We start from the raw sequence: 22,786 nt of genomic DNA on the forward strand, positions 1-22,786 counted from the left end.
TCCCGGAAACCGTCGGACCGTCCGACGATCAGGCAGCTCACCGGGCTCATCCCCGCACCCACGTTCGTTACTGTGGGCAGCACCCGGCCCGGCGCCTCACCGGCCCCGTCCCGGGCCGTCGTTCCGCACCCGAGGAGGAGCCTTGTCCACCGTCCTGACCCAAGGCGGCAACGCACCGCTGACCGCCGCGCGGGTGACCGTCGAGGTCACCGCGCCCAAGGCGCTGGACGTCTCCGGCCTGCTGCTGACCGACGCCGGCAAGGTTCGATCGGACGCCGACTTCGTCTTCTTCAACGCCCCGCACGGGCCCGGCGTCAGCCTCCGCCCGGCCGGCGGCGGAGCGCCGGACGCGATCACCGTCGACACGCCGGCCGTCCCGGCCGACATCAGCAAGGTCGTGATCACCGCCAGCCCGGCCGACCAGTCCGCCACCTTCGCCGGGATGGAGCCCACTGCCACCCTCCGGGACGCCGACAGCGGCGAGGTGCTGATCACCTTCACCCCGCCCCGGCTGGGCCTGGAGACCGCGCTCATCGTGGTCGAGGTCTACCGGCGGAACGGCGTCTGGAAGGTGCGCGCCGTCGGCCAGGGCTACGCCGACGGCCTGGCGGGCATCGCCACCGACTTCGGCGTCACCGTCGACGACTCCCCCGCTCCGGCGCCGCAGCCGGCTCCGGCCGCGGCCCCCGCCCCGATCCCTGCCCCGGCCTCGCCGAGCGCGCCGACCGTCCAGATCCACTCCACCGCCGAGGCCGAGCCCGCTCCGCCCGTCCCGCCGGCGCCGCCGACCCCGCCGCTGCCGCCGGTCCCTCCGGTACCGCCGACGCCCCCGGTCGACCCCCGCATCGCCCTGGCCACCGTCCCGTCGATGCCCGCCACTCCCACCACGCCGCCGGCCCCGGCCGCCGAGGCCGCCCCGGCACCCGCCGACCGCCCCAAGGTCACCCTGGACAAGGGACGGGTCAGCCTGGTCAAGGGAAGCTCCGTCTCCCTGGTGAAGAACGGTCGCCCCTTCCTCTCCTCCGTCCGGATGGCCCTCGGCTGGGAGTCCGCCGCCCGCGGCCGGGACATCGATCTGGACGCCTCCTGCCTCGCCTTCGACTCGCGGCACCAGCGCCTGGAGACGGCCTGGTTCATGAAGCTGACCATCTTCGACGGCGCGATCGCCCACTCCGGTGACAACCTGGTCGGCGGTGACGGCGGCGACGACGAGGCGATCACCGTCCACCTTGAGGGCCTGCCGGCCGAGGTCCACGCGCTGGTGTTCGTGGTCAACTCCTTCTCCGGCCAGAAGTTCACCGAGTTGCGCAACGCCTACTGCCGCCTGGTGGACGTCCGCACCGAGGAGGAACTGGTCCGCTTCGACCTCACCCAGTCCGAGCCGCGCACCGGCGTGGTGATGTGCAAGCTGGTCCGGCGCCCCTCCGGCGAGTGGGAGATGACGGCACTCGGCGAGTTCGTCGACGGCAAGACGGCCCGGGCGATGATCGAGCCCTCCGCCGCCCTCCTCTGACACCGGTCTTCTCCGACGTCGCCCTCCGCTGACACCGGTCTTCTCCGAGGCCGCCCTCCGCTGAACCCAACGTCAGTGCGGCGACCGCGAATTCACCCCCCTGGGGCATCAAGTCGTCCATGGATCGACTCGATTGACTCTCAGGGGGGTGAAGAGCGCTCTCCCCTTCCACCGCTGAGGAGAGACCGTGCGCCGCTTCCCGTCCCGCCTCGCCGTCGCCGGCACCGCCGTCGCCCTCACCGCCGGGCTGATCGCCCCCACCGCCGCCCGGGCCGCCACCAATCCCGCCACGAAGCCCGCCCCCCGCGTCGGCGCGCTGCGGTGGGCCGCCCTCGGCGACTCCTACACCGCGGGCGTCATCGAGGCCACCGGCGACCTGACCGAGCCCCAGGACGGCTGCGCCCGCACGGCCGGCTCGTACCCCGAGATCATCCGCCGCGACCTGGGCTCCCTGGCGGACCTGCGCGACGTCAGCTGCAGCGGCGCCACCACCCCGGACGTCTACGCGAACAAGCAGAGCCCGCTCGGCCGCCCGCTGCCGCCGCTCGGCACCGATCCCAACGCCCCCTACCCGCCCGTCCCGCCGCAGGTCGACGCCGTCGACCCGGACACCCGGGTGATCACCGTCGCCATCGGCGGCAACGACCTCGGCTTCGCCGACATCCTCAAGGACTGCATCGAACTCGGCGCCGCCCACCTCGGCCTGGGCGCACCCTGCAAGGACAGGTACGACGCCCAGCTGTCCGGCAGGTTCGACGAGTTGCGCAACACCTACGACACCATGCTCGGCGCACTGCAGGCGAAGGCCCCGTCCGCCCGGATCGTCACCGTCGGGTACCCGCACCTGATCCCCGAGAACGCCCGCCTCTGCCAGTACGGCGACCTGCTGCAGTTCGCCACCTTCACCGCCGGCGACCTCGACTGGGCCCGCACCCGCGTCCTGGAGCCGCTCAACCGGGTCATCGAGCAGGCGGCCTCGGCCCGGCAGGACACCTACGTCGACCTCTACTCCGGCTCCGCCGGGCACAGCGTCTGCGACGCCGACCACTGGCTGGACGGCGTGCTGACCAGCGTCGTCCCCGTCAAGTACGCCGTGGTGCACCCCAACGCCAAGGGCCAGGCCTTCGCCGCCCGCCAGGTCGAGGGCACCGTCCTCGGCAGCTGACCCGCGCCCCTCGGCGGGCACCGGAAAACCACTGGCCGGACCGCGCGTTCGCGATCATCCTGTTCCGATGCACATCCGCGAAGCCACCCCCGAGGACTGGTCGGCCATCTGGCCGTTCTTCCGAACCATCGTCGCCGCCGGCGAGACCTTCCCCTACCCCCTCGACATGCCCTCCGAGCTCGGTCGGGAGTGGTGGATGCACTCCGCCCCCGACCGCACGGTGGTCGCCGTCGACGAGGACGGCGCGGTCCTCGGCACCGCCACCATGAACCGCAACCGCCCCGGCAACGGCGCGCACGTGGCCAGCGCCAGCTACATGGTCGACCCGGCGCACCACGGCAAGGGCGTCGGGCGGGCCCTCGTCGAGTACACCCTCGACTGGGCCCGCCAAGCCGGCTTCCGCGCCATGCAGTTCAACGCGGTGGTCGCCAACAACCACCACGCCGTCAAGCTCTACCGGTCACTGGGCTTCGAGATCGTCGGCACCGTTCCCGAGGCCTTCCACCACCCGGTGGACGGCTACGTCGGCCTGCACGTCATGCACCGCCCGCTGTAGCGGCCCTACTCCTCGATCGCTCCGCCGACCGTGCGCAGGTGCTGCCGGAAGCTGTAGTCCGGACGGGCCGCGCGCCGCTCCAGGTACTCCTCGAACCTGGTCTGCTCGCGCAGCGTGTCCCCGGCCGCGATCCGCCCGGCCTGGGCGCGCTCGGTCCGGGCGATCGCGGCGGCGGTCTCCAGCACCTCCCCGACGCGGTCGGCGGGCACGAACAGCACCCCGTCCGCGTCGGCGAACACCACGTCCTCGGCGGTCACCAGGTGCGGGCCGACCCGCGCCGACACCAGCGCCTCCGGCTCCCGCCCGTCCAGCCGCAGCGGCCCCAGCGGCAGCGCGCCGTAGCTGAACACCGGCAGCCCGATCTCCACCAGCTCCGGCGTGTCCCGGTGCAGGCCCCACACCACGATCCCGGCCACCCCGGCGGCCCGCGCCTCCAGCACCGCGAGGTCCCCGATGCAGGCCTCGTCCGTCCGCCCGCCGTTGTCGATCACCAGGACGTCCCCGTCCCGCGCCGCCCCGTACGCCTCCAGGAACACGTCCACGCTCCCGTAGTGCCGCACCGGCAGCGCCCGCCCCGCCACCCGCGCCCCGGCGGTCACCGCCCCCACCCCCACCGGCGCCGCCCGCAACCCCGCCCCGAGCCGCACGCAGGCATCCGCCACCAGCGGCGTGGACAACCCCTCGAACTGCTTCAGCATCCCAACTCCTTTCACCGAGGGCCCAGTTGACCAGCACCGGAATCCTACGCCGGGCTCAAACTCACACCGTCGAGTGAAAGCCCACCGTGTACTGCACATCCGGACCCGACCGCGAATAGCGTGACGCCCATCCGAAGGAGGGGCATCATGAGTGCTGTGGCGCATGAGCAACCGATCACGAACTCTCCATCGCAGGCCGACATCCTGCTGGAGAGCTTCCTGAGCCTGCACTCCCCCGAAGGCTTCCGGGCTGAGCTCATCGAGGGAGAGATCATCGTGGCACCACCGCCGGACGGCGATCACGAGGACTACATCGACCTGCTGATCGACCAGGTGAAGGCAAAGTCCAAGGTTCACATGCAAGTGTCCGGCAGCAAGGGCCTCCGCCTGATCAGTGGCGGCCTCTGCCCGAAGAACCACGTCGTCCCGGACGCCACCTTCGCCCCGAGAAGTCTCCGGCTCTTCCGTGGTGCTCCGTCCTGGATGGAACCCGACGGCATCGCCATGGTCGCCGAGGTCACCTCGACCAAGCCCGACCAGGACCGCGTCGCCAAGCGGCACTGCTACGCACGGGCCGGCATCCCGCTCTACCTGCTCGTCGACCGTGAGAAGTCCCAGATCAGCCTGTTCGGCAAACCCCACCGGGATGAGTACACCGAAGTCCACCTGGCCGCCTTCGGTGAACCTCTCGCTCTGCCCGCGCCCTTCGAACTCGAATTGGACACCAAGGACTTCCTCTGAGCAGCGCCGCAACACACGACGGCCCGCACCCCCCGTCAGGGGTGCGGGCCGTCGCGTTGCCCGGGCGCCGGGTCAGTTGCGGGTGGCCATGGCGCGCAGGAAGAAGGTGAGGTTGGCGGGGCGCTCGGCGAGGCGGCGCATGAAGTAGCCGTACCACTCCTGGCCGTACGGGAGGTAGACCCGCATGGTGTTGCCCTCGCCGGCGAGGCGCAGCTGCTCCTCGGGGCGGATGCCGTAGAGCATCTGGTACTCGAAGGAGTCCCGGGTGCGGTTGTTCCACTGGGCCAGCTGGCCGGCGATCTTGATCATGTTGGGGTCGTGCGAGGCGATCATCGGGTAGCCCTCGCCCGCCATCAGGACCTTCAGCGCGCGGACGTACGCGAGGTCGACCTCGTGCTTGCCCTGGAAGGCGACCGACTCGGGCTCCTTGTACGCGCCCTTGCACAGGCGCACGCGCGAACCGGCGGCGGAGAACTCGCGGCAGTCGGCCTCGGTGCGGCGCAGGTAGGCCTGGAGCACGATGCCCAGCCAGGGGAAGTCCGCCCGCAGCTCGCGCGCGATGGCGAGGGTGGAGTCGGTGGTGGTGTGGTCCTCCATGTCGAGGGTCACCGTGGTGCCCGCGTCGGCGGCGGCCTCGCAGATGCGGCGGGCGTTCTCCAGCGCGATCTTCTCGCCGTCCACCGGCAGGAACTGGCCGACGGCCGACAGCTTGACCGACACCTCGGCACCGGCGGCGAGGCCGGTCTCCTTGAGGGCCTTGAGCAGGTGCTCGTACGCCTCGGCGGTGCCGGCGGCCTGGGCGGCGTCCTTGGTGTCCTCGCCCAGGTGGTCGAGGGTGACCTTGCGGCCGGTGGCGACCAGGTCGTCGCAGGCGGTGACGGCGTCGTCGAGGACGGAACCGGCGACGAAGCGCTCGACTATCGCGTGGGTCGGGGGGAACTTCTCGACCACGGTGCGGACCTGGGGGGACCGGGAGGCCGCGAGAAGGGCGGAACGGAGCATCGTGACTCCTGGAGCTGGTGTTTCCAAGGGTGGCAGAAAGGGGCCGGGGCGGCGGTACGGGGGTGAGCCGCCGCCCCGGCGGGGCGGCGCCCGGCTGCGGGACCGGGCGTCGCGGGTGACCGATGGCCTCTACAGCGGATCGATCGGCAACAGGGCTGGTCAGCCCATGTGCGGGTAGCGGTAGTCCGTCGGCGGGACGAAGGTCTCCTTGATGGAGCGGGTCGAGGTCCAGCGCGCCAGGTTCTGCTTGGCACCGGCCTTGTCGTTGGTGCCCGAGGCCCGGCCGCCGCCGAAGGGCTGCTGGCCGACGACGGCGCCGGTCGGCTTGTCGTTGATGTAGAAGTTGCCGGCCGCGAAGCGCAGCTTGTGCATCGCGTCCTGGGCCGCCGCGCGGTCCTGGGAGATGATCGAGCCGGTCAGGCCGTAGGCCGACACCGACTCCATCTGCGCCAGCATCTCCTCGTACTTCTCGTCCTCGTAGACGTACACGGCGAGGATCGGGCCGAAGTACTCGTCGCGGAAGTACTCCGAGGCCGGGTCCTGGCAGACCAGGACGGTCGGGCGGACGAAGTAGCCGACCGAGTCGTCGTAGGTGCCGCCGGCCAGGACCTCGACGGTGTCGTCGGCCTTGGCGCGGTCGATGGCGGCCTTGTTCTTGGCGAAGGCGCGCTCGTCGATGACGGCCGACATGAAGTTGGACAGGTCGGTGACGTCGCCCATGGTGAGGCCCTCGACCTCGGCGGCGAACTCGTCCTTGAGACCGGCCCACAGCGAGGCGGGGACGTAGGCGCGGGAGAGCGCCGAGCACTTCTGGCCCTGGAACTCGAACGCGCCGCGGGTCATCGCGGTCTTCAGCACGGCCGGGTCGGCGGACGGGTGGGCGACCAGGAAGTCCTTGCCGCCGGTCTCGCCGACGATCCGCGGGTAGGTGCGGTAGCCGGCGATGTTGTTGCCGACCTCGCGCCACAGGTGCTGGAAGGTGGCGGTGGAGCCGGTGAAGTGGATGCCGGCCAGCGCCGGGTGCTTGAGCGCCACGGCGGAGACGTCCAGGCCGTCGCCGGTCACCATGTTGATGACGCCCTTGGGCAGGCCGGCCTCCTCCAGCAGCTGCATCAGCAGGTGCGCGGAGTACTGCTGGGTCGGGGACGGCTTCCACAGCACCACGTTGCCCATCAGCGCGGGCGCGGTCGGCAGGTTGCCGGCGATCGCGGTGAAGTTGAACGGGGTGATCGCGTAGACGAAGCCCTCCAGCGGGCGGTGGTCGCTGCGGTTCCACACGCCGTCCGAGGAGATCGGCTGCTCGGCCATGATCTGGCGGGCGAAGTGCACGTTGAAGCGCAGGAAGTCGACCAGCTCGCAGGGGGTGTCGATCTCGGCCTGCTGGGCGGTCTTGGACTGGCCGAGCATGGTGGCGGCGGCCAGGGTCTCGCGCCAGGGGCCGGCCAGCAGGTCGGCGGCCTTGAGGAAGATCGCGGCGCGGGAGTCGAAGGAGAGCGCCTGCCAGGCCGGGGCAGCGGCCAGGGCAGCGTCGATGGCGTCCTGCGCGTCGGCCTGGGTGGCGTTGCGCAGGGTGCCGAGCCGAGCCGCGTGGTTGTGCGGCTGGACGACGTGGATCTCGGTGCCGCCGCCCATCCGGCGCTCACCGTTGATCGTCATGGTCAGCTGGACCGGCTCCTGGCCGCCCAGCTCCTTCAGCTTGGCCTCCAGACGAGCCCGTTCCGGGCTGCCGGGGGCGTAGCTGTGGACCGGCTCGTTCACCGGCGCGGGGACCTGGGTCACAGCGTCCATAGAGCGCACGCTCTCCTTCGTTCGTTGCGGGGGGATTGCCTGCGCGGGTCGCACGCGGGCCACAGCACGAACGCTATTCCTGCCTACCCGGCCACTTGATTGGCCGGGCGGCTAAATTCCCCCGTACGGCGTTGTCCGCCCCGACGAAGGCGGTCACGCCGCGGTCACGACCGCCCGTCAGACGGCCCGCCCCGCGCGCCCTCAGGCGGCCCGCCCCGCGCGCCTCACCGGCACCACCCGCCGCTCCCAGTCGATCCGGTACCCGTGCACCGGGCGGAGCATCTTCTCCGGGCTCATGAAGGTCCGCATCATGATCGGCGCGACCAGCCGGAACACCATCCGGCCGACCGGTCCGGAGGCCTTCTGGTTGTTGGTGCGCTCGGCGTCGGCGGCGATCTTCTCCACCCGGGGCCGGCGCATCGCCTCGTACGCGGCGAAGGCCTCGGTGTGGTCGGGCAGGTCGCGCAGGCAGCGGGCGAGTTCGACGGCGCTCTCGACGGCCAGCGAGACGCCCTGTCCGGAGCTGTTGGACGGCGCGTGCACCGAGTCGCCGACCAGCACCATCCGGCCGCGGTGCCAGTGCGGGACGGACGGCATGATCTCCAGCCGGGGGAAGGTCTCGACCGTCCCGGCGTCGGCGACCCGTAGCACCTCGCGGGCGGGCACGTCGTCGGCGTGCAGCTCGCGGCAGCGGCGCAGCCACTCCTCCGGGCCGACCGCGCGGACCTGCTCGTAGCCCAGCTGCTCGGGCTGCGGGATGTTGCTGAACCAGGCGGTGCCGCTGCCGTCGGCCAGGCCCCAGTAGCCGAAGAAGGCCCGGGCGCCGTTGGCGAAGTGCACGGTCTCGCCGCGTCCGGCGCGGCCGGGCAGCCGGTACGGGCTGTAGCCGCCGACGCCGAGCAGGCCGGTGTACCGGGCGGCGGGCGCGGCCGGGTCGATCAGGGTGCGGACGGTCGATCCGGTGCCGTCGGTGCCGATCAGCAGGTCGCCGGTGGCGGTGGTGCCGTCGGCGAAGTGCGCGGTGATGCCGTCGGCGTTCTCCTCGGCGCCCACCAGCCGTTTGCCGTAGCGCACTTCGAGGCCGGTCTCGCGCAGCCGCCGCTGCAGCACCTCGTACATCTCGGCGCGGCGCATCAGCCGCCCGCGCGGCAGGTCGGGCAGGCCGGCGAACTCGGCCAGCGCCCCGCCCCTGCCGTCCTCGATCACCATCGGGCCGACCGGCTGCCCGATCCGGCCGACCTCCGCCTCCAGCCCGACGACGGCGAGGGCGCCGAGCCCGTTGGGGGCGAGCATGAAGGTCCCGCCGATGCCCTCGGCGGAGTTCTCGTAGGCCTCGAAGATCTCCGCCTCGATGCCGGCCCTGCGCAGCGCCAGTGCCATCACCGGGCCGGCGATGCCGCCGCCGATGACCAGGGCCTTCTTCTTCGACGTACGCGTGGTGCTCATTCCAGGCTCCTCATGAACTCCTGCAGGGTCCGGTTGAACTCCGGATCCCCGATCTGTCGGATGAGGTTCTCGGTGTAGCGGCGCTCCGCCTCCAGCAACGCGAGGGCGTACTCCTCCTCGACCACGAACATCGGGTGGACGCCCGTGTCCTCGGCCTTGCGCAGCATGGCGCGCGAGGTGTCGATCCGCGCGTCCAGCGCCTCCAGCCGACGGCCGAGCAGCTCGGCCGACTCGTCGGTCGGAAGTGCCACCAGCAGGCAGAGGGCGACCCCGAAGGCCGGGTACTCCTCCTGCGGTTCGGCGATCCACTCGCGCATCCAGTCCCGGAGCTCCGCCTGCCCCTCGGGCGTGACGGCGTAGACGGTGCGCTCCGGTCGCTGGGTGTCGCGGACGGTCTCCTGCTCGGCGACGAACCCGGCCTTCCGCAGCTGCTCCACGACCATGTAGAGCGAGCTGCGGTTGTACTTGATGTTGCGGTCCTTGCCGTGCTCCTTGAGCCGTCGGCCCATCTCGTACGGGTGCATCGGTTCGGCTCCGAGTTCGGCCAGGACCGCGAGGGCCAGTGGGTTCGAGACCTTGCGTCGCTTCGCCATGAGAACGTTCCTCATCACTTGGTCAGTATTGACTATCCATTCTCAGATAGTCAGAGTCAACTATTCAGGAGTGACGTGCCAGAAGTCTGTCCGTCCGGCTAAAATCAACCACACACCGTTGTCCGAGCGGATGAAGGAGGCCCGGAGTGACCACCCCCGGCCTTCCGCTCCGCCGACTGCTGATGTCCCTGGGCGAGCCCCTGGTCGAACTCCAGGCCGCCCCACTGGGGTTGGACGTCCCCGTGCGCGACGTCGCGATCCTCGACCCGGAGGACCAGCCCACCGCCGCCCCCGGCGAACTCGTCCTCGCGATCGGCGCCCGCGGCCGCGCCGCCCTCCCCGCCCTGCGCGCGGCCGGCCGGGCCGGCGCCGCCGCCGTCGCGGTCAAGCTGGACGCCCCCGGCCAGGCCGACGCCCTGCGCGAGGCCGCCACCGACGCCGGCGTCGCCCTGCTCTCGGTGCGCCGCGAGACCCGCTGGGAGCACCTCGACTCGCTCGCCCGGGCGATCATCGCCGGCCCGGACACCCCGGACGCCCCCGGCGCCCCCGAACCCAACGCCGGCGACCTCTTCTCCCTCGCCCAGACCGTCGCCGTGCTCACCAACGGCATCGTCTCGATCGAGGACACCTCCAGCCGGGTGCTCGCCTACTCCCGCTCCTCCGACTCCGACGAGGTCGACGACCTGCGCCGGCTGTCCATCCTCGGCTGGCAGGGCCCGGAGCCGTACCTCTCCAAGCTCCGCGAGTGGGGCATCTTCCAGCACCTGCGCAGCTCGGACGCCCCGATCGCGGTCGAACCGCACCCCGAACTCGGTCTGCGCCGCCGCCTCGCGGTCGGCATCCGGGCCGGGGCACAGCCGCTCGGCACCATCTGGGTGCAGGAGGGCGCCCAGCCGCTGGCCCCGCTGGCCGAACAGGCCCTGGTCGGCGCCGCCCGGGTGGCCGCCGCCCAACTGGTGCGCCGCCGCCGCGAGTTGTCCGCCGACGTCCGGCTCACCCAGACCCTGCTGACCGGCCTGCTGGAGGGCTCCACCGGCCCCCAGTCGCTGGCCACCCACCTCGGCCTCGACCTGCGCCGCCCAGCCACCGTGCTGGCCTACAGCGCCCACACCACCGAGGCGCTGCACCGCTCCGACGTCACCGGCCTGATCTCGGTGCACACCGCCGCACGGCACCGCACCGCGCTGCTCGCCCCGATCGAGTCCCGGGTCTACGTGCTGCTGCCCGAACTCCCGCCGGGCCTGCCGATGACCACCGTGCGCGGCTGGGCCGACGAGGTGGTCACCGCCGCCCGGGAGCACCTCGGCGTGCCGCTGCGCGCCGCCATCGGCTCGACCGTCGACGGCCTCTCCCAGGTGCCGGACTCCCGCGCCCAGGCCGACCGGATCCTGGACGCGATGGGCCGCGGCGGAGTCGACCTGGACGTCGCGGCGCTGATCGACGTCCAGGCCGAGGTGCTGGTCAGCGAGATGCTGGCGCTGCTCCAGGAACGCGGCGGCCTGCGCGACCCGCGGCTCACCGCGCTCACCGAGTACGACCGCCGGCACGGCACCCGGCTCGCCGAGTCCGTGCTCGCCTGGCTGGACGCGCTCGGCGAGGTCCGGGTCGCCGCCGACGCCCTGCACATCCACCCCAACACCCTGCGCTACCGGGTGCGCCGCGCCGAGCAGTTGACCGGCATCGACCTCGCCCAGCCGCAGCAGCGGCTGCTGGCGATGCTGCAACTGCGGCTGCCCGCGGACGAGTAGGTCGTCCTCGAAGGGCCCCTGGTGGGCCCGTCCTCGGCGTGCCGGTCAGCCGCGCCCGGCCCGCCACTGCTCCCAGGCCGACAGCCACAGCTGCTCCGCCAGCCGCTGCTCCTCCCAGGCCCCCTCCCCGCCGCCGCCCGGCCGTTCCCGCCACAGCTGCTCCCAGGCCCGCTGGGCCGGCAGGCTCGCCACGTCGCTGGCGAACACCGTGTACCGGACGACCTCCTCGACCGCCGCCTCCCCCTCCGGCGTGCCGACCAGCCAATGCGTCTGCTGGGACAGCCTGCTGAGGTGGTTGACCATCGAGGTCACCGCCGCCGCGGCCTCCTCCCGGGCCTCCGTGGCGAGCCGCATCTGCTGGCGCACCGCCGCCTCCCAGCGCACCGCGCAGACGTCCCCGCGCAGCCCGCGCGGCAGCCTCGGCGTCCGCCCGACCCGCACCTGCGCCTCGATCGCGGCGGCCTCCGCCATGCTCTGGGCGATCAGCTCCCGGTGTGCCTCCAGCCCGACGGCGGGCGGCAGTTCACGCTCCTCGACCGGCACGTACCGGGCCCGCCGGGAGGCGAGGTCGCGCAGCAGCTCGGTGCGCCCGCGCAGGTAGCACTCGAAGTCCCCGATCCCGCCGAGCTCCACGCAGCCGGGCGGCAGCCCGCGCCCGCACACCGTGACGGCCTGCCCGCCGACCCGCAGCCGCCCGGCCCAGACCTGCCCGGACAGCCCGTTGTCGGCCGACGCCACCGGGCGGTCCTCGTGCACCTCCACCGCGCAGGACTCGCCGTCCACGGTGATCCACTCGCGCAGCGCCCGCACCCGGCCCGGCCCGTCGCCCTCGTCGATGCCCAACTGTTCGTAGACCCGGTCGCGTTCGTCCTCGACCACGTCCTCCAGCTCGGGCAGCACCTCGCAGCCGTCGGCCCCGGGCCGGTAGGTGCGCACGGTCACGTACGGCCCGGCAGCGGTGGTCCAGTCACCGACCTGCACCTCGACCCAGCGCAGCTCCCCGCCGCAGGTCTCGAAGGCCGCCAGCGCCGCGCCGCGGGCCGCCGGCCAGGCCACGCCGTACACCGGGAAGTCGACCGCGGCGAGGGTCCGGCGGGAGAACTCCTCCTGATCGGCGAAACGATCCTGCCCGCCCGGCCGGTCCGGCCCCGACCGCCCGGCGTTCCACTCCCGGGGTTCCTGGGGCCTTCCGCCGTTCTCCCGCACCATCCTGTGCCGCACCCCCGAGTCCTCGCGCCCGCACCGCTGACGCCACCTTACGTGGCCGGAGCTGCCGGGTCATCAGCTCGACTGCCGGACGGGGGCGGTGGCCGTGTCAGTGGGGCCGGTTGTCAGCCGCCCTCCCTACGCTGGCGGCATGACAGCACAGAACGGCGCAGCCCAGGCCGCCTTCCCCGCCCGGATCAGCATCGTCACCCTCGGCGTCTCCGACCTCGACCGCAGCGCCCGCTTCTACGAGGACCTCGGCTGGAAGCGCTCCTCCGCCTCCAGCCCGGAGATCGTCTGGTTCCGCACCGCCGACTCGGTGCTCGGCCTCTTCCCCAGCGAGGAGCTCGCCGCCGACGCGGGCGTGCCCGCCACCGGCGAACCGTCCTTCCGCGGTGTCACCCTCGCGGTGAACCTGGAGTCCCCCGCGCTGGTGGACGCCGCGCTGCGGACCGCGGTCGAGGCCGGCGCCGTGGTGGTCAAGCCGCCGGTCCCGACCAGCTGGGGCGGCTACTCGGGCTACTTCGAGGACCCGGACGGGCACCTGTGGGAGCTGGCCCACAACCCCTTCTTCCCCTTCACCGAGGACGGCTCGCTGGACCTCCCGTAGCGGCCCGGCGGCTCGGTCCCCGGGGCGCCCGGCCCCCGGGCCCCGCCCCCAGGCCCGGCAGGCTCAGCCCCCGGGCCCGGCCGGCAGGCTCAGCCCTTGGACCGCGCCTTGAAGGCCGCCTTGCGCGCCTCCTTGGCCAGCGCCCGGTCCGTGTGCAGCTCCCCGATCGCCTCCAGGACGTCCGCCGTGTACGGGTGGTCGACCCGCCACAGCTCACCGAACCACGCGGCCGGATCGCCCTTCACCGGCAGGTCGGTGATCAGCTCGCGCAGCAGGGCGGCATCGCCGCCGCTGTCCAGCAGCTGGGCGGCGAAGGTGTCGACCACCGTCCACAGCGCCATCGACCGCTCCGGCACCGGCACGTCCGTGGCGCCCAGCGCGGACAGCCAGGCCCGGGCCGAACCGCCCAGCTCCGGGTCGTCCAGCACCTCCCGGACGGCGGGCTCGGCCTCCGGCCCCAGCAGGTTCAGCGCCGAGACGCACAGCATCCGGCGCAGCGGCCCGTACGCGTCGTCACCGCGCGCCGCCGCCAGCAGCTCGCGCGCCGCCGGCACCGGCTCCCGGCCCGCCACCCAGATCCGCAGCTCCTCCTCCGGCAGCACGTTGGCCGACTCGCACACCCCGCGCAGCAGCTCGGCCGCGTCCCCCTGGGCCAGCTCGCCGACCAGCGGCGCGTCGAAGCCGTCCTCCAGCAGCCACTGGCGGATGCCGTACTGGCCGAGCGGGGTGAGCCGGACCAGCCCGAAGCGGGCCGACTCCTCCTCGTCCAGCGGCGCCTCGCCGACGACGACGGGCTCCTCGCCCTCCTCCTCGTCGAACAGCTCCGGGTCGATCGGGCGGTAGTCCAGCAGGCCCAGCTCGGCGAGGTCGCCCAGCATCGGGTCCAGGGCGACCATCACGTCCGTGATGTCGCCGAGCAGCTCCTCGCTCGGCTCCTCGCCCTCGGGCACCACCAGCAGTGCGGCCAGCACGCCGAGCGGCACCGTCTCGTTGCCCGGGTCGGCGAAGGCGGTGGTCTCGTACAGCACCTGGAGCGCCTCGTCGAGCAGCTCGGCGGCGGCGTCCCGGGCCTCCTCGACCTCGTTCAGGCCGTCCTCGTCCTCCTCGCCGCCGGCCTGCGCAGCGGGCTCCTCGCCCTCCTCCTCTTCCTCCTCCGGCAGCGAGTCCGCCTCCACCGCCAGCTCCCGGACGATCCCGGCCGCGGTCAGCCACAGCTCCAGGACGGTGTCCGGGTCCCCCTGCTCGGCGGGCTCCAGGTCCGGCCCCGGCACCGCGACGTGCTCGCCGTCCTTGGTCGTGCCCAGCTCCACCAGGTCCAGGTCGCAGGCCAGTGACCAGGCCCGCAGCGCCTCGACCTCGGCCTCCTCCGGCACCTCGCCCTCGGCGGGGGCCAGCCCCAGCAGCCGGGCGGCCGGAGCCCGGTCCTCCTCGACCAGGTCGCCGAACTCGTCCACCGTCCGGTGCGGGGCCGCCCAGCGGGCCAGCGCCAGCGCGTAGCCGAACATCGGCACGGCCTTCGCCTGCTCGGCCAGCTCCTGCTCGGCGGGCAGTTTCACCGGCGGCACCAGGACTGCCGCGTCGTCCAGGTCCTCGTCGTCCAGGCCGTGCGCGGCGAACGCCCCGTAGAGGTCCTGCAGCTCCAGGTCCGCGGGCAGGACCGCCTCGGCCGCGCCCTCCCCCGCCGAAGCCCCACTGTTCTTCCGACGTCGTCCGGCCATCGTTGTGCGCTCTCCCTCAGCCAGCGGTCAGCTCGAACAGCTCCGCGTACCGATCTACCACCTCAGCGTATAGGCCGGGCACCCCCGATGCCCGGCCGCAGGGAGCGCACGCAGGGGCGCGCGCCGCTTCCGTGCGCCCACCCCTTATCCTTCGCAGTGGTACCGCGCACAACCCCGCGCGGACCACCGGGCAACGAAGCCCCTCTTCTCTCAGCTCATCCGCTCCACCAGGGAGCCCCGCACCGCGGCCACCACCACAGCGCCTCAGGACGGGTGCGCCGGCACACCCCGCCGACCCGGGTGGCGCCCTGCCACAGGAGACCCCTCACATGGCGGACCTCTCCCCCGCCGGCTCCGGCCTGCGCACCGCGCAGCTCGACGGACGCCGACTGTCGGAGGCCCTGCTCCCCCTGGAGCTCGCGCCGCGCGCCCAGCTCCAGCTCGCCGCGATCAGCCGCTGGAACGCGATGCGCGGAGTCCGCGTCGGCCTGGTCGCCGCCGCCCTGCTGTTCATGCTGATCGGTGCCAACCTGGCGACGCCGATCTACCCGCTCCTCCAGCAGCGACTCGGACTCGGCCCGCTCGACACCACGATCCTCTTCACGATCTACGTGTTCGCGCTGGTCCCGGTGCTGGCCATCGTCGGCCACTGGTCCGACCACCTCGGCCGCCGTGCCCTGATCCTGCCCGCCGTCGCCCTGGCCGCCGCCGGCGACGTCGTGTTCGCCACTTCCGGCAGCTTCTGGCAGCTGGCGATCGGCCGCGCCGTCCAGGGCATCGCCGTCGGCCTGTCCACCGGCGCCGCCGGAGCCGCCCTCGGCGACCTGCTGCCCGACCACCCGACACTGGCCGCCAAGCTCACCCTGGCCTGCTCGGCGGGCGGCGTCGCCCTCGGCCCGGTCGTCGGCGCCCTGCTGTCCGGCGGCTCGGACCCGCTGATGACCCCGTTCCTGCTGCACGCCATCGCCCTGCTCGCGCTCTGCGTGCCGCTGGCCGTCGTCCATCCCCGGATGCCCGGCCGCAGCCGCCCGCCGGCGTCCCCGCCGCGCATCACCACCCCGGCCCACCTGCGCCCCCAGCGCCTGCGGCTGCCGCGCACCGGCCGCCGCGAGTTCCTGCTCGCCGCCTCGGCCGGCTTCGTTTCCTACGCGGTCTTCGGCGTCTACCTCAGCCTGGCCCCGGCCTTCGCCGCCAAGCTGCTGCACACCCCCTCCCACCTCGTCGGCGCGATCGTGGCCGCCCTGCTGCTCGGTTCCTCGGCCGCCGCCCAGCTGATCGTGCCCCCGACCTCCGACCGTCTGGTCATCGCCCTCGGCATGACCGGCCTGGCCACCGGCCTCGCCCTGGTCGTCGCCGCCGGCTACACCGGCACCCCGGCCCTGCTCTTCATCGGCAGCGTCCTCGGCGGCGCCTGCCAGGGCGTGGCGTTCCGCTCCCTGTTCACCACCGCCGTCGCCGCGATGAACCCGGAGCGCCGGGGCTCCGAGATGAGCTCCCTGTGGATCATCGTCTACCTCGGCAGCTCCCTCCCCATCGTCGCCGTCGGCGCCCTGGTCAGGAGCTACGGCCTCCTCCCCGCCGTCAGCGGCTTCGCCACCGTCGCCGCCCTCCTCTGCGCCGCTCTGGCGGTCGCCGTCGCCCGCAAACCGAAGCAGGCCTGACCGCCGTACGACGATCGCCGCTGCCCGGGACCTCTTCCGAAGTCCCGGCCAGCGGCGGTCGTCGTATCGGGTCCACGTGCTCCACGGCTTCCAGGCATCCGTGTCGATGGTGCGCGGGTGTTCACCCGGCGGCGGGCGAAGTGGGGCGAGGAGGCACGCAGACCTTGCCTCCGAAGGAGCGGTTCGCTCGGCGACCGGTTGACGTACCGGCTACCCTGCCACGGCCACCAGGCGCCGCAGCCGCGCCGGGGCCGGCAGCCCGAGCTCCGCGCGCAGCCGGCGCTCGTAGCGTTCGACGTCCAGCAAGGCCTCGCCGGGGTTGCCCTCCGCGAGGTGGGCCCGGATCAGGCAGGCGTGGCTGCTCTCGCGCAGCGGGTCGGCGCGGACGGCGGCGCCGGCGGCGGCCACCGCCTCGGGGAAGCGGCGGGCGCCGACGAAGGCACCGGCCAGGGCCTCCAGGGCGTGGACCCGCAAGCGCCGCCAGTTGTCCGCCTCCAGCAGCGTCCAGTCGTCGTACCAGCCCGGCAGCAGGTCCGCCGAGAGGTCCTCGACGGCCGCCAGCCCGAGGCCGACCCGGGCGGGGGCCGCGTCGGGCGCCAGGATCCGGTGGGCCAGCGTCCTCGCCTCGCGGAGGTCCACACCCACGCCGTCGGCCAGCCTCAGCTCGGTCTGGCCGACCTCCAGCGCCTCCCGGCCCGCCACGGGAAGCCGGGACAGCGCCGAACGCAGGCTCGCGGAGGCGCAGCGTTCTGCGGCGTCGGGCCAGAGGGTCCCGGCCACCAGGGTGCGCGGCACGTTCCCGTTGCAGCACAGCGCCACGAACGCGAGTAATCGCTCCGCCCCCGCGGAGACGGGCACCGGCGCGTCACCGGCCGAGAGGCCGAAGCCGCCGAGCAGGGCGAGCCGCACGCCCGCGCCGGGGGCCGGGGAGCACCGATCGCCGCAGGCCATCGAACCGTCCCGTCCCTTCGTGCGCGGATCAGCCCCTTCTCCATGCTGCGCCGCCCGCCCTGCGCTGTCGACCGCACCCGACTCATCGGCGCCGGCTCAGAGGTTGAAGCAGTAGCCGACCGGGATCCAGGCGGTGGTCCGGCCGGAGGTCAGGTCGGTCGCCCGCGCCACGGCGTTCTTCGTCGCGCAGCTGGACGGGTTGCCGGGCACCACGCCGAAACTGCCGCCCGCGAACCCGCCGTGCTGGGTGGCCGTCACGGTCTCCGTCCACTGCACCCTGCCGGTGGGGCTCAGCCTGATCTCGACCCGCACCCGCCCGGCGATGTTGAAGTGGTCGCCGCTGATCTGCAGGCGGCCGGCGCCGTTGTCGCCGTCCCAGACGCGCACCGCCAGCTTCCGGTCGTCGGCCTGGCTGTTGTCGGACGCCGCGTCGGTACGGTGCTGCGGGATCACGCAGACGTGGTCCCCGGTCCACGCCTCACGCCAGACGAAGCTCGAAACGCAGAACCCGTTCGGCAGGATCCGCACTCCCGCCTGGCTGTTGTCGGACGCCGCGTCGGTACGGTGATCCGGAGTCACGCAGACGTGGTCCCCGGGCCTGGCGTCCCTCCAGACGAAGCCCTGGCGGCAGGTGTCCGGCCCGAGGTCCTGGGCGTGCGCCGGGAACGCCCCCAGCGCGGCGCCGCCGAGCCCCAGAACCGCCGCCATCACGGTGTGCACCCCAGTGCGCAGGATCCGTCGGGTGGTCATCTCAAGCACCTCCTCGGAAGACGTGCACCCAGCCTGCGACGGCCCCCGTCACCGCGACGTGACACCGGGAGCGAAAACGCCGCCGCCCGGAACGGAAGACCCGTTCCGGGCGGCGGCGCCGCTACCGCACGACCTCAGACGTTGAAGCCCAGCGCGCGGAGCTGCTCGCGGCCGTCGTCGGTGATCTTGTCCGGGCCCCACGGCGGCATCCAGACCCAGTTGATGCGCAGGTCCTGGACCAGGCCGTCGGTGGCGGTCTTGGCCTGGTCCTCGATGACGTCGGTCAGCGGGCAGGCCGCCGAGGTGAGCGTCATGTCGATGGTGGCCACGTCGGACTCGTCGATGTGGATGCCGTAGATCAGGCCCAGGTTGACGACGTCGATGCCCAGTTCGGGGTCGACGACGTCCATCAGGGCCTCGGTCAGGTCCTCGACCGAGACGGTGCCGGCGGTGGTGCCGACGATGCCGCCGTTCGGCTGCTCCTCCGCAGCGGAGGGGGTTTCGTCACTCATTGGTTCTGTCCTCCTCTGCAGGTCAGTCGTTCACGGCGGGGTTCTGGGCGAGCGCCTGGGCGGTGGCGTCCTTCCAGGCCATCCAGCTGAGCAGGGCGCACTTGACCCGGGCCGGGTACTTGGAGACGCCGGCGAACGCGACCGCGTCCTCCAGCACCTCCTCGTCACCCTCGCCCTGGCCCTTGCTCTGCATCAGCTCCAGGAAGGCCTCCTGGACGGCCTGCGCCTCGCCGACGGTCTTGCCGACCACCAGGTCGTTCAGCACCGAGGCGCTGGCCTGGCTGATCGAACAGCCCTGGGACTCGTACGAGACGTCGGCGACCTTCGCGCCGTCGAGCTTCACCCGCAGGGTGATCTCGTCGCCGCACGTCGGGTTGACGTGGTGCACCTCGGCGTCGCCGTCCCGCAGCCCCTTGCCGTGCGGGTTGCGGTAGTGGTCCAGGATGATGTCCTGGTACATCGAGTCGAGCTTCATGGTCGTCCTGCCCCGTCCCGTCAGCCGAAGAAGTTCCGGACGTGGTGCAGGCCGTCGATCAGCGCGTCGACCTCGCCCGGCGTCGAGTACAGGTAGAACGACGCCCGCGTGGTCGCCGGAATTCCGTACCGCAGGCAGACCGGCCGCGCGCAGTGGTGCCCGACGCGCACGGCGATGCCCTGCTCGTCCAGCACCTGGCCGACGTCGTGCGGGTGGATGTCGCCGAGGGTGAAGGAGATCGCGGCGCCGCGGTCCACGGCGGTGCGCGGACCGATGATCCGCAGGTCCGGGACCTCCAGCAGGCGCTCCACCGCGTACTCGGTGATCGCGTGCTCGTGCGCGGCGATCTTCTCCATGCCGATGGCCGACAGGTAGTCGATGGCCGCGCCCAGCCCGACCGCCTGGGCGATCGGCGGGGTGCCCGCCTCGAACTTGTGCGGCGCCGGGGCGTAGGTGGACGAGCCCATGGTGACGGTCTCGATCATCTCGCCACCGCCGAGGAACGGCGGGAGATCCTCCAGCAGCTCCTGGCGGCCCCAGAGCACGCCGATGCCGGTCGGGGCCAGCATCTTGTGGCCGGTGAAGGCGACGAAGTCGGCCTCCAGCGCCTGCACGTCCAGCACCATGTGCGGCGCCGCCTGCGAGGCGTCGACGACGACCAGCGCGCCGACGGCCTGGGCCCGGCGGACGATCGTCTCGACCGGGTTGACCGTGCCGAGCAGGTTGGAGACCAGGGTGAAGGAGACCACCTTGGTCTTCTCGGTGATCAGCTCGTCGATGTTCGACAGGTCGAGCCGGCCCTCGTCGGTCAGCCCGAACCACTTGAGCTTCGCACCGGTGCGCTGCGACAGCAGCTGCCACGGGACGATGTTGGAGTGGTGCTCCATCTCCGTGATCACGATCTCGGAGTCGGCGTCCACCTTGTACGGCTCGTCGGCCCAACCGAGCATGTTGGCCACGAGGTTGAGCGACTCCGAGGCGTTCTTGGTGAAGATCACCTCGTTGCGGCTCGGCGCGTTGACGAAGGCCGCGACCTTGTCGCGGGCGCCCTCGTACAGCGCCGTGGCCTCCTCGGCGAGCACGTGCACGCCGCGGTGGACGTTGGCGTTGTGCTGCTCGTAGTAGGCGTTCAGCGCCTCCAGCACCTGGCGCGGCTTCTGCGAGGTGGCCGCGTTGTCCAGGTAGACCAGCGGCTTCTCCCCGTGCAGCAGACGCTGCAGGACCGGGAAGTCCTTGCGGATCGCGTCGGTGTCGAGCAGACCGGTGAAGGCATGTGTCACTCGGACGCGCCCCCCTTCACATACGCCTCGTAGCCCTCTTCCTCCAGCTTGTCGGCCAGTTCGGCGCCGCCGGACTCGACGATGCGACCGCCCGCGAACACGTGGACGTAGTCGGGCTTGATGTACCGCAGGATGCGGGTGTAGTGGGTCACCAGCAGGGTGCCGACCTCGCCGGTCGAGCGGACCCGGTTAATGCCCTCGGAGACGATCCGCAGCGCGTCGACGTCCAGGCCGGAGTCGGTCTCGTCCAGGATCGCGATCTTCGGCTTGAGCAGCTCCAGCTGGAGGATCTCGTGGCGCTTCTTCTCACCGCCGGAGAAGCCCTCGTTGACGTTGCGCTCGGCGAAGGCCGGGTCCATCTGCAGGGCGGCCATCGCCTCCTTGACCTCCTTGACCCACAGCCGCAGCTTGGGGGCCTCGCCGCGGACGGCGGTGGCGGCGGTGCGCAGGAAGTTGCTGACCGAGACGCCCGGGACCTCGACCGGGTACTGCATGGCCAGGAAGACACCGGCCTTGGCGCGCTCGTCGACGGACATCTCCAGGACGTCCTCGCCGTCCAGCAGCACCGAGCCGCCGGTGACGGTGTACTTGGGGTGGCCGGCCAGCGAGTAGGCCAGGGTGGACTTGCCGGAGCCGTTCGGACCCATGATGGCGTGGGTCTCGCCCTGCTTCACGGTCAGGTCGACGCCCTTCAGGATCTCGCGCGGGCCGTTCTCGGCCTCGACGGAGACGTGCAGGTCGCGGATTTCAAGGGTTGCCATGTGTACTCAGGACTCCTGGTTGACGGAGACGAGCACATCGTCCCCTTCGATCTTTACGGGGTAGACAGCGACCGGCTTGGTGGCGGGCAGGCCGGAGGGCTTGCCGGTGCGCAGGTCGAAGCTGGAGCCGTGCAGCCAGCACTCGATCATGCAGTCCTCGACCTCGCCCTCGGAGAGCGAGACGTTCGCGTGCGAGCAGATGTCGTTGATCGCGAACACCCCCTCGTCGGTGCGGACGATCGAGACCGGCACGCCGTTGAGGTCCACGCGCTTGGGCACGTCCTCCTGGAGGTCGCTCAGCGCGCAGGCACGGAGGAAGCTCATCGGGTTCAGACCGCCGCTTCCAGCTCGGCGTCGATCTTCTCCATGAGCTGCTCCTGGACCTCGGCCACGCCGATCTGCTGCAGCAGCTCGGCGAAGAAGCCGCGGACCACCAGGCGACGGGCCTCGTCGGCCGGGATGCCGCGGGCCATCAGGTAGAACAGCTGCTCGTCGTCGAAGCGGCCGGTCGCCGAGGCGTGGCCGGCGCCGACGATCTCGCCGGTCTCGATCTCCAGGTTCGGGATCGAGTCGACCCGGGCGCCGTCGGTGAGCACCAGGTTCCGGTTGAGCTCGTAGGTGTCGGTGCCGAGCGCGGCGGCACGGATCAGCACGTCGCCGACCCAGACCGCGTGGGCGTCCTGGCCCTGCAGCGCGCCCTTGTACGCCACGTTCGACCGGCAGTGCGGCGTGTCGTGGTCGATGACCAGGCGGTGCTCCAGGTGCTGGCCGGCGTCGGCGAAGTACAGGCCGAACAGCTCGGCCTCGCCGCCGGGGCCGGCGTAGTTGACCCGCGGGTGCAGGCGGACCAGGTCGCCGCCGAAGGTGACGACCACGGACTTGAACGAGGCGTCCCGGCCGACCAGCGCGTTGTGCTGGGCGACGTGGACGGCGTCCCGCTCCCAGTCCTGCACGGAGACGAAGGTGAGCTTGGCGCCGTCGCCGACCAGGAGCTCGACGTTGGCGGCCCGGGTCCCGGTGCCCGCGTGGTTGAGCACCACGACGGCCTCGGCGAACGGCTTGACGTCGATCACCACGTGGGCGAAGCGGACCCCGCCCTCGGCGCGCACGTCGATCTTGACCGGCTCGGTCAGCACCGCGTCCTTGGGGACGGTGACGACCAGCGCCTGCTCGAAGGCGCTGAAGGCCTGCGCGGCGACCCGGTCGACCGGGGTGCCGGCCTTGCCCAGGCGCGCGTCGTCACGGCCGACGGTCTCGGCGGTGACGCCGTCCGGCAGCGCGAACTCGACCTTGTCCTCGCCCCGCTCGGCGTCGGCGGCGGTCCCGTCGTGCAGCCCGCCGAGGCGGTGCAGCGGGGTGAACCGCCAGTCCTCCTCGCGGCCGTTCGGCACCGGGAAGTCGTTCACGTCGAAGGACGGCTTGACCGCGACGCGCGCGTCGATCGGCTGCTGGACCTCGGTCCGGCCGGTGCCGGGGCCGGCGAGCTGCGCGCCCGCGCCGGCGGTGCCGACCTCGATCGAACCGGCGGTGGTGGAGCCGGTGGTGTTCTGCTCAGCCATGGCTGTTCGTAGTGCTCTCTTCCTCGGAAATCAGTGGACGGCGGTGGCGGCCG

22 protein-coding genes are annotated in these 22,786 nt (G+C 72.5%); 7 read left to right on the plus strand and 15 right to left on the minus strand.

Annotated features, from left to right (window positions below; genetic code table 11):
• The first annotated feature begins 154 nt into the window (after positions 1-154).
• The 3 genes from ACFV1W_RS04480 to ACFV1W_RS04490 all read left to right on the plus strand — a co-directional run bounded on the left by ACFV1W_RS04480 (position 155) and on the right by ACFV1W_RS04490 (position 3,234).
• Positions 155-1,513, plus strand: a complete 1,359-nt coding sequence (locus ACFV1W_RS04480) for a TerD family protein (protein WP_380413166.1) — start codon at positions 155-157, stop codon at positions 1,511-1,513.
• Between the two features lie 187 nt (positions 1,514-1,700).
• A complete protein-coding gene (locus ACFV1W_RS04485) occupies positions 1,701-2,678 on the plus strand; it encodes an SGNH/GDSL hydrolase family protein (protein WP_380413028.1) in 978 nt (325 codons plus the stop codon).
• A 67-nt stretch (positions 2,679-2,745) separates the two neighbouring features.
• The gene (locus tag ACFV1W_RS04490; protein ID WP_380413029.1) at positions 2,746-3,234 is read left to right on the plus strand and encodes a GNAT family N-acetyltransferase; all 489 of its coding nucleotides are present in this window, start codon (positions 2,746-2,748) and stop codon (positions 3,232-3,234) included.
• Positions 3,235-3,239: 5 nt separating this feature from the next.
• Here ACFV1W_RS04490 and ACFV1W_RS04495 read toward each other — a convergent pair whose 3' ends face one another.
• Positions 3,240-3,932 (minus strand): RraA family protein, encoded by a 693-nt coding sequence (locus ACFV1W_RS04495; protein ID WP_380413031.1) that lies wholly within the window; start codon positions 3,930-3,932, stop codon positions 3,240-3,242.
• Between the two features lie 147 nt (positions 3,933-4,079).
• On the opposite strand from ACFV1W_RS04495, the gene ACFV1W_RS04500 reads away from it, so the two are divergent.
• The gene (locus tag ACFV1W_RS04500; protein ID WP_380413033.1) at positions 4,080-4,673 is read left to right on the plus strand and encodes a Uma2 family endonuclease; all 594 of its coding nucleotides are present in this window, start codon (positions 4,080-4,082) and stop codon (positions 4,671-4,673) included.
• Positions 4,674-4,745: 72 nt separating this feature from the next.
• On the opposite strand, the gene ACFV1W_RS04505 is transcribed toward ACFV1W_RS04500, so the two are convergent.
• The 4 genes from ACFV1W_RS04505 to ACFV1W_RS04520 form a co-directional block, all read right to left on the minus strand.
• On the minus strand, positions 4,746-5,675 hold the full coding sequence (locus tag ACFV1W_RS04505; protein WP_380413035.1) for a proline dehydrogenase family protein: 930 nt from the start codon (positions 5,673-5,675) through the stop codon (positions 4,746-4,748).
• 159 nt (positions 5,676-5,834) lie between these two features.
• Positions 5,835-7,463, minus strand: a complete 1,629-nt coding sequence (pruA, locus tag ACFV1W_RS04510) for an L-glutamate gamma-semialdehyde dehydrogenase (protein ID WP_380413037.1) — start codon at positions 7,461-7,463, stop codon at positions 5,835-5,837.
• A gap of 201 nt (positions 7,464-7,664) precedes the next feature.
• The gene (locus ACFV1W_RS04515; protein WP_380413039.1) at positions 7,665-8,909 is read right to left on the minus strand and encodes an FAD-dependent oxidoreductase; all 1,245 of its coding nucleotides are present in this window, start codon (positions 8,907-8,909) and stop codon (positions 7,665-7,667) included.
• A complete protein-coding gene (locus ACFV1W_RS04520; RefSeq protein ID WP_380413041.1) occupies positions 8,906-9,502 on the minus strand; it encodes a PadR family transcriptional regulator in 597 nt (198 codons plus the stop codon). The genes ACFV1W_RS04515 and ACFV1W_RS04520 overlap by 4 nt, the downstream gene beginning before the upstream one ends.
• Positions 9,503-9,648: 146 nt before the next feature.
• On the opposite strand from ACFV1W_RS04520, the gene ACFV1W_RS04525 reads away from it, so the two are divergent.
• Complete coding sequence (locus ACFV1W_RS04525; protein WP_380413043.1) at positions 9,649-11,250, plus strand: PucR family transcriptional regulator; 1,602 nt, start codon at positions 9,649-9,651, stop codon at positions 11,248-11,250.
• A gap of 45 nt (positions 11,251-11,295) precedes the next feature.
• On the opposite strand, the gene ACFV1W_RS04530 is transcribed toward ACFV1W_RS04525, so the two are convergent.
• On the minus strand, positions 11,296-12,471 hold the full coding sequence (locus ACFV1W_RS04530; RefSeq protein ID WP_380413045.1) for a hypothetical protein: 1,176 nt from the start codon (positions 12,469-12,471) through the stop codon (positions 11,296-11,298).
• A gap of 136 nt (positions 12,472-12,607) precedes the next feature.
• On the opposite strand from ACFV1W_RS04530, the gene ACFV1W_RS04535 reads away from it, so the two are divergent.
• A complete protein-coding gene (locus ACFV1W_RS04535; RefSeq protein WP_380413047.1) occupies positions 12,608-13,066 on the plus strand; it encodes a VOC family protein in 459 nt (152 codons plus the stop codon).
• A gap of 89 nt (positions 13,067-13,155) precedes the next feature.
• Here the strand turns inward: ACFV1W_RS04535 and ACFV1W_RS04540 are convergent, their stop codons facing one another.
• On the minus strand, positions 13,156-14,784 hold the full coding sequence (locus tag ACFV1W_RS04540; RefSeq protein ID WP_380413049.1) for a hypothetical protein: 1,629 nt from the start codon (positions 14,782-14,784) through the stop codon (positions 13,156-13,158).
• Between the two features lie 329 nt (positions 14,785-15,113).
• Between ACFV1W_RS04540 and ACFV1W_RS04545 the strand changes: the two genes are divergently transcribed.
• Positions 15,114-16,445, plus strand: coding sequence for an MFS transporter (locus ACFV1W_RS04545; RefSeq protein ID WP_380413051.1), 1,332 nt, complete (start codon positions 15,114-15,116; stop codon positions 16,443-16,445).
• A gap of 210 nt (positions 16,446-16,655) precedes the next feature.
• Here the strand turns inward: ACFV1W_RS04545 and ACFV1W_RS04550 are convergent, their stop codons facing one another.
• The 8 genes from ACFV1W_RS04550 to sufD all read right to left on the minus strand — a co-directional run bounded on the left by ACFV1W_RS04550 (position 16,656) and on the right by sufD (position 22,733).
• The gene (locus tag ACFV1W_RS04550) at positions 16,656-17,396 is read right to left on the minus strand and encodes a BTAD domain-containing putative transcriptional regulator (RefSeq protein WP_380413052.1); all 741 of its coding nucleotides are present in this window, start codon (positions 17,394-17,396) and stop codon (positions 16,656-16,658) included.
• A 96-nt stretch (positions 17,397-17,492) separates the two neighbouring features.
• On the minus strand, positions 17,493-18,146 hold the full coding sequence (locus tag ACFV1W_RS04555; protein ID WP_380413053.1) for a hypothetical protein: 654 nt from the start codon (positions 18,144-18,146) through the stop codon (positions 17,493-17,495).
• A gap of 134 nt (positions 18,147-18,280) precedes the next feature.
• Positions 18,281-18,658: a metal-sulfur cluster assembly factor gene (locus ACFV1W_RS04560; protein ID WP_355205970.1), complete on the minus strand. Its 378-nt coding sequence runs from the start codon at positions 18,656-18,658 to the stop codon at positions 18,281-18,283.
• Positions 18,659-18,680: 22 nt separating this feature from the next.
• On the minus strand, positions 18,681-19,133 hold the full coding sequence (gene sufU / locus ACFV1W_RS04565) for a Fe-S cluster assembly sulfur transfer protein SufU (protein ID WP_033354873.1): 453 nt from the start codon (positions 19,131-19,133) through the stop codon (positions 18,681-18,683).
• A 20-nt stretch (positions 19,134-19,153) separates the two neighbouring features.
• Positions 19,154-20,413: a cysteine desulfurase gene (locus ACFV1W_RS04570; protein WP_380413055.1), complete on the minus strand. Its 1,260-nt coding sequence runs from the start codon at positions 20,411-20,413 to the stop codon at positions 19,154-19,156.
• Positions 20,410-21,174 carry a Fe-S cluster assembly ATPase SufC gene (sufC, locus tag ACFV1W_RS04575; RefSeq protein ID WP_316527098.1) on the minus strand — a complete coding sequence of 255 codons (765 nt, stop codon included), beginning with the start codon at positions 21,172-21,174 and terminating at the stop codon, positions 20,410-20,412. The genes ACFV1W_RS04570 and sufC overlap by 4 nt, the downstream gene beginning before the upstream one ends.
• A gap of 6 nt (positions 21,175-21,180) precedes the next feature.
• Entirely contained in the window at positions 21,181-21,498 is a 318-nt protein-coding gene (locus ACFV1W_RS04580; protein WP_207813275.1) for a bifunctional 3-phenylpropionate/cinnamic acid dioxygenase ferredoxin subunit, read from the minus strand.
• A gap of 5 nt (positions 21,499-21,503) precedes the next feature.
• The gene (sufD, locus tag ACFV1W_RS04585; protein ID WP_380413057.1) at positions 21,504-22,733 is read right to left on the minus strand and encodes a Fe-S cluster assembly protein SufD; all 1,230 of its coding nucleotides are present in this window, start codon (positions 22,731-22,733) and stop codon (positions 21,504-21,506) included.
• Positions 22,734-22,786 lie beyond the last annotated feature (53 nt).

Source organism: Kitasatospora sp. NPDC059648 (genome assembly GCF_042734825.1).
Lineage (GTDB): Bacteria > Actinomycetota > Actinomycetes > Streptomycetales > Streptomycetaceae > Kitasatospora.